The 5,462-nt window shown below is 51.7% G+C and carries 3 protein-coding genes and 1 pseudogene; all 4 read left to right on the top strand.

Features of this window, described 5'->3' with window-relative positions; genetic code table 11:
* The coding region (locus tag AACY18_RS27670; RefSeq protein WP_339466816.1) for a type VI secretion system Vgr family protein at window positions 1-833 on the top strand (833 nt) is incomplete at its 5' end.
* Window positions 830-4,102, top strand: a complete 3,273-nt coding sequence (locus AACY18_RS27665; RefSeq protein ID WP_339466815.1) for a hypothetical protein — start codon at window positions 830-832, stop codon at window positions 4,100-4,102. The genes AACY18_RS27670 and AACY18_RS27665, both read left to right, overlap by 4 nt.
* A gap of 593 nt (window positions 4,103-4,695) precedes the next feature.
* Window positions 4,696-5,325, top strand: coding sequence for a hypothetical protein (locus AACY18_RS27660; protein WP_339434338.1), 630 nt, complete (start codon window positions 4,696-4,698; stop codon window positions 5,323-5,325).
* A gap of 14 nt (window positions 5,326-5,339) precedes the next feature.
* Window positions 5,340-5,462 (top strand): annotated as a pseudogene (locus AACY18_RS27655) (Hcp family type VI secretion system effector); the annotation flags it as partial.

Genomic DNA, 5,462 nt, shown 5'->3' with positions numbered 1-5,462 from the left:
CCGGCGCCCAGTACGGCGGCATCGCCATCCCGCGCATCGGCATGGAAGTGCTCGTCACCTTCCTCGAAGGCGACCCCGATCAACCGCTGATCAGCGGCTGCCTGTACCACAAGGAAAACACCGTCCCGTACGCCCTGCCCGCGAACAAGACCCGCAGCACCTTCAAAACCCTGAGCTCGATGGGCGGCGGTGGCTACAACGAACTGCGCATCGAAGACAAAAAAGGTCAGGAGCAGATCTACCTGCACGCCCAGCGCGACTGGGACGAGAACGTTGAGCACGACCAGAAGATCCGCGTCGGCAACGAGCGCCACGACACGGTCGAGAAGAACAGCTACACGGAATTCAAGGCCGAAGAACATCACATCGTTTACGAAGACCGAAAAGTTGAAGCTCGGGCCAACGATCACCTGACCGTGGGCGTGAACCAGCACATCAAGATTGGGACTGGGCAGTTCATTGATGCGGGGCAGGAAATCCATCTTGATAGCGGCATCAAGGTCGTGCTGGAAGCGGGAGCTGAGCTGACGCTGATCGGAGGGGGCAGCTTTATCAAGATCGACGCCGCTGGCGTTACCATGAGCGGCCCGGTGATCAACATCAACTCCGGCGGCAGCCCCGGAAGCGGTACTGGCGCTGCTGCGGTACTTCCTGTACCGCCCAAGCCGGCCGATACCGCACCGGTCGGGCAAACGCTGGGCAACGCACCGGTCAACACGGCCGCACCAAGAAAAACCAGCGAGAAAGGCAAAGAGGCGCTCATCGTAGACGTGTGGGGAGACCCGGATTTGGGCAGTCAATTGCAATTGTTGGGGCCAGAGGACAAGGCATGAGTGAGTTCAAGGACAAGTCCATTACCGAAGGGACGCGCAAGAAGACTGACTACGATAATGATCAGAAATCACGATTAGCACTAAGTGTTGATCGAATCGATGGCGGCAAGCTGCAAATCCCTATCATGGTGGATGCGAAAACCACCGAAGAGCTGGACAAGTACCAGCAAAATACTTTGCTCGCGATTACCCCTTTGGCCCGCCTGCCGGGCCACGACAAGCTCAATGAAACCCTGCAAGGCGGCGTACCGCGTGTGGGCCGCGTTTATGTATTCCAAAACAACAAGGTTTGGCGTGAACTCGCTACCGACGGCAAAGGACAACTGTCCGAAGTTGACCTGGTTCACTGGCGGAAACTCGCGGATAAAAAAGGCAACGCCGATAAACGCGAGCCGGTGGGCGTTAAACAGCAACTGATTCTAGTGCCGATGTTTCTTCAGGGCCGATTTGTGGGTCGACAATTCAGCATGGCCTTCAGCGAAGTTTCCTGGACATGGGAATACATCACTTGGCTGGAAGAAGACCCAAGCCGCATCAAGGCACGCAGCCAAAATATGGCCTCCGCCTGGGCAGCAACAGCGGGTGAAACCACGATCTGGAAGGCCACCTCAATTCATCCCGCGACGCCAATCAAAAAACTGACCAAGGGGCTGCGCTCTCGGGATTTCAGCATTGAAGCTGCGATGGAAGACCCTGCGGAGTTCACTCCGGACTTCGCAGCCTTCAAACCCGATGCGTTAATCCTGAAGCTGCAAAAGCGCAAAGAAGAACTGGCTCAAAAAATCAAACATACGCCACCACCAGCCCTGCCAGCGTTGGAGGCGGGAGAGGATTTGTTGGCTCAAAAGGGGCTGCGTGATTACCCGCATCTGATTGGCATGATTCTCGATGACCCGTTGTTCGCCCTTCGTCATGCGACTTCACAGGTAAAGGAATGCGTCGATTATCTGCAAACCCTTAATGCCTTGGTCCCTCACCAATCCCACGGGCGATATGCACAAGTTTTATACAGCACACTGGCGGGCCCTCTTGCAGATCTAAAAGACAAAGTCGACCTACCCAAATTGCAAACGGTGGTATTCGAAGAAGAACGTGAAAAGTCCCGTGAGAAGCTGGCAAAAAGACTGTCGATACTTGTCGATGTGTTGGACAAACAACTCCAACCAACACTCCTCGACTGGTGCTATCGGAATGATGAAGGCTTAGTCGAGCCCTATAGCCTACTGACCCTGGCCCTTGACGCTCTAAATCAGGTACCCGAGCGTAGCGATGTCATGTATACCGGCAAAGGTTATACGGAACTGACCGGTTCCATTAATCGACTCGTACAAAACCTGCTGCAAGGACAGCACCCACTGGGTAGCCTGCTGCTAGCAAAAACCGCTGAGCAACTTCCAGAACTTGTAAAACGTCTAAAATCCATGCGCAACAGTGGGCAAGCGCCAGTACCGGAAGCCATGGGGTTGAGTACATTGATGCTGACGGCATCGTTAACTGGCGAAGTTGACCAACCCAGCGCCGGAAAAGGTTTTGCATATTTCCTCGCAGACTTACTCGATAACTTCGGTGCCAGCGTCGTGGCCCAAATCGGTCGTTTGTCTCAGAATGCGTCTAAGATCCAGCTTGATCGCTTGTTTTCCCCTACATTTGTAACCTTGGCTGCACTTTCGCCAAAAATGACAGAGATCAAGTTGATGCCTTACGGTCAGGCACTGGCTCAAGAGTATGTTGTCATCGGTGTGCAAGGTGCAGGACTGCGTGGCGGACTTACTGACGTCGAACGCCAGGCACTCACTCGCAAAAGTTACCGTTACGCGACGCTTCACGATCAGTCCGGCACAAGTGTGGGAAGTACCAGTCCACGCGGCTCAACAGCAGGTCAGCCTGCATTGCGCAATGTCACGGTCATTGCGGTCCCAAAAGGGAATGCAGACCTGGCCAACTACAGTGCATTCCGAGTTCGTTTTGGCGCTTTGACCCAGACGATGGAAAAGAACAAAGCCGTGCCTACGTTGATGGTGGCGTTCGCTGCTTATAATCTTTGGGTCCAAATAAAAGCATATGATGACCTTAATGCAAGCGGTGAATGGGGACGAGGGATCGCCGGGCTTGCAAGTGCTTCGATGGACTTAATTGCGGCCCTCGGAAGTCATAGCAAACTATTGATCGGCCCTGCCTTTGAGCAACAACTGACCAAACCTCGATTTAATGTAGAAAAAATTTCCACTCGTTGGGCAGAAAATTTAAAACTGCAAACAGGTAGTCCAAAGTTACCGATCCTCAGAGCGGTAGGAGGATCGGCTACGGTTGGTGGTGCATTATTGAGCGGGTGGGATAGCTACCGCGCGCTGGATCAGGGAGATACGAATGCAGCCGCAGCTTATGGTGTAGCCGCAGCAGGAGGTGGTCTATGGGCAGCCTACGGTTTCGGGCTAGTCCTTAATCCTTACGCTCTTGTGATCGGTATGGTTCTATCCATCGGTGGCACTATTGCGGCCAACTTGTTAACGGATAGCGATATCGAAATCGTTGTAAAAAAAGGTCCTTTCGGCAATCAGTTTGCCGAAGCAGGAATACTAGACAAAGCCTTAGGCAATGCTCAACGCTTCTCTCACTTGAAAGACCAACAGGTTGCCTTTCAGCAATTGCTCGGAATTATCGGAAAACCACAAATTTTCGTGCATCGATTGAGCGAGTGGCGGAAAAGAGCTCCAGCATCACACCTCAAAATACTACAACAGGCAGATTCTGATCGTGCACCACTTCCAAGCACGGAATTACAATGCGTCGCTCCTGGAAAACAGACATTGGTAGACCAAGACTGGGTCATCGTCCTCAGCTCTCCGCTACTGTCTATGTTCGAAAACAACAAGCAGTTTCAATTAATCGCGCAGGAATTCCAGAGCAGTATGCGTGTCAACGGTGTTTTCGACATCAAACGTTATCAACGTGTACCTGCTGCGCCCCCTAAGTTCGCTGCACTCTCAATCGACACCACCAGTGTTCTCTATGTACTTCCTGCCAATTTTCCAGTTGTACAACTAAGTCCTTTGGATCGCCACAGTATACGTATCACTCAGGGTCTAAAAGTAAGTGCTCAATTTGAACTTAGTTCCGATCAAGCAGACGAGAGTTTAGTATTACCTCAACCTAGCCCAAAATCCTGGTCGGCCTTCACCGCTGCCAATCGTCGTTTGCCACCGGACGATTTAAAACCGGACGCCGCGCCACCGTATTGGCAGATTGAAACTACTGAGACTTTAGCATGACCATAAGAATGGAAAAACCATACGATATTGGTGCTTATCGCAGCGATAACACTGACCCTCTGCCACCGCCGAAATGGGCAAAAGATGCCAATCGGTCAGGGAGCTTTGATACTCATCTTGCCTTCGGTCATTACGCTAATTTAGACCCTGAGATGGAGATCACGGCTCAACTGGAAAGTAAAAAGCAGATAACAAACCAGAGACTGCAAGACAAGACCAAAGAAGAATTATATTGTGGAGCCATTCGATGGCGCTTTCAAAACTCTAGCAAAATCCCGCACTTACTATTTGTACTTAAAATTCTGTGTTTCACATTCATATGGACACCGTGGACTATATGGATATTCGGTTCAATCAAACCGGAGCTCGGCTATGGCCCTCCCGAAGTTGGACTTGGCCTGCTAATCGCACTTTCGGCCGTAACTCTAATGCTCACATCTTTAACTTTATATATGACAGGAAAGAGAACGGTCCACCTCCTGCAAATCTTCGGCCTTATAGTAAACAGCAGCATTGTATATTGGCTAAAAGACTCGATCCTTGGCGACGATGGTATGCAGATCGCTCTATGGGCCGGTGCTTTCTTATATTTCATGGCCACTTTGGGTTCAGACTCGCTGATTTGGCTCCACAGTAAAATAAGCACCCACGACGGAAGCGAGTTCAACCGCCTTGACGGTATGCTTCGTTTCAAGCGTCGCTTCCGTCGTCTCTTCGTTGCCCCATTTGAAGAGTTCGATCCGGTGCTGCAACTGCTTCCAAGCGGTTATGGCTCCCACGACTACGCGTTGTGGCTGCATCATCGCTATACCGACACCAAAATTTGCTTGGCGACCAAGGTTCACTCGCTGGGATTGGATCAGGCCAACACACTCGCTTTTTGGGATTGTCTACAGCGTTACATGGATATCACGCAGCCGCTGCCTGACCTGCCTGTGCTTGAGCAAAGTCGCCATCTTGATCCCGTGACAGTGGCCCACGACGCAAAAACTAGCCGCAACCCACGACGATGGAGAGATCAGTCGGAGAAAGGATGGATCACAGGCGGCCAGAAGGCTCTGGCCAAACAGTTGCAGGAATATCCATGGCAAAAAGAACCCTGCATCGTGAAAGCGCGTATCGATCCATCGTTGACGATTGAGGCGTATTACCGCGTTCAAGAAGCAAAAGGGATACATGCAACTCCGAAAGCCGATGACTTCGATAATATTCATCGTTCATGATTACCTATGCCGCCATCAACAACAAAATGCACAACTGCCAGGATCCAGGCAACTCGCACTTCACCCACCTGGAAGAAGTGCAGTTCACCTACCGCAAAATCACCTGGACCCACGAAGTATCCGGTACTTCGGGTTCC

This window comes from Pseudomonas sp. EA_65y_Pfl2_P74, assembly GCF_963970575.1.
In the GTDB taxonomy this organism is placed as follows: domain Bacteria; phylum Pseudomonadota; class Gammaproteobacteria; order Pseudomonadales; family Pseudomonadaceae; genus Aquipseudomonas; species Aquipseudomonas baetica_A.
Note: the sequence above shows the minus strand (reverse complement) of the source record. Positions and strands in the feature narration are given on the sequence as shown.

What these genes read in the sequence shown, in the direction of transcription:
- AACY18_RS27665 (WP_339466815.1), top strand. Translation starts at nt 830, where the DNA reads ATGAGTGAGTTCAAGGACAAGTCCATTACCGAAGGGACGCGCAAGAAG.
- AACY18_RS27660 (WP_339434338.1), top strand. Translation starts at nt 4,696, where the DNA reads ATGGCCACTTTGGGTTCAGACTCGCTGATTTGGCTCCACAGTAAAATA.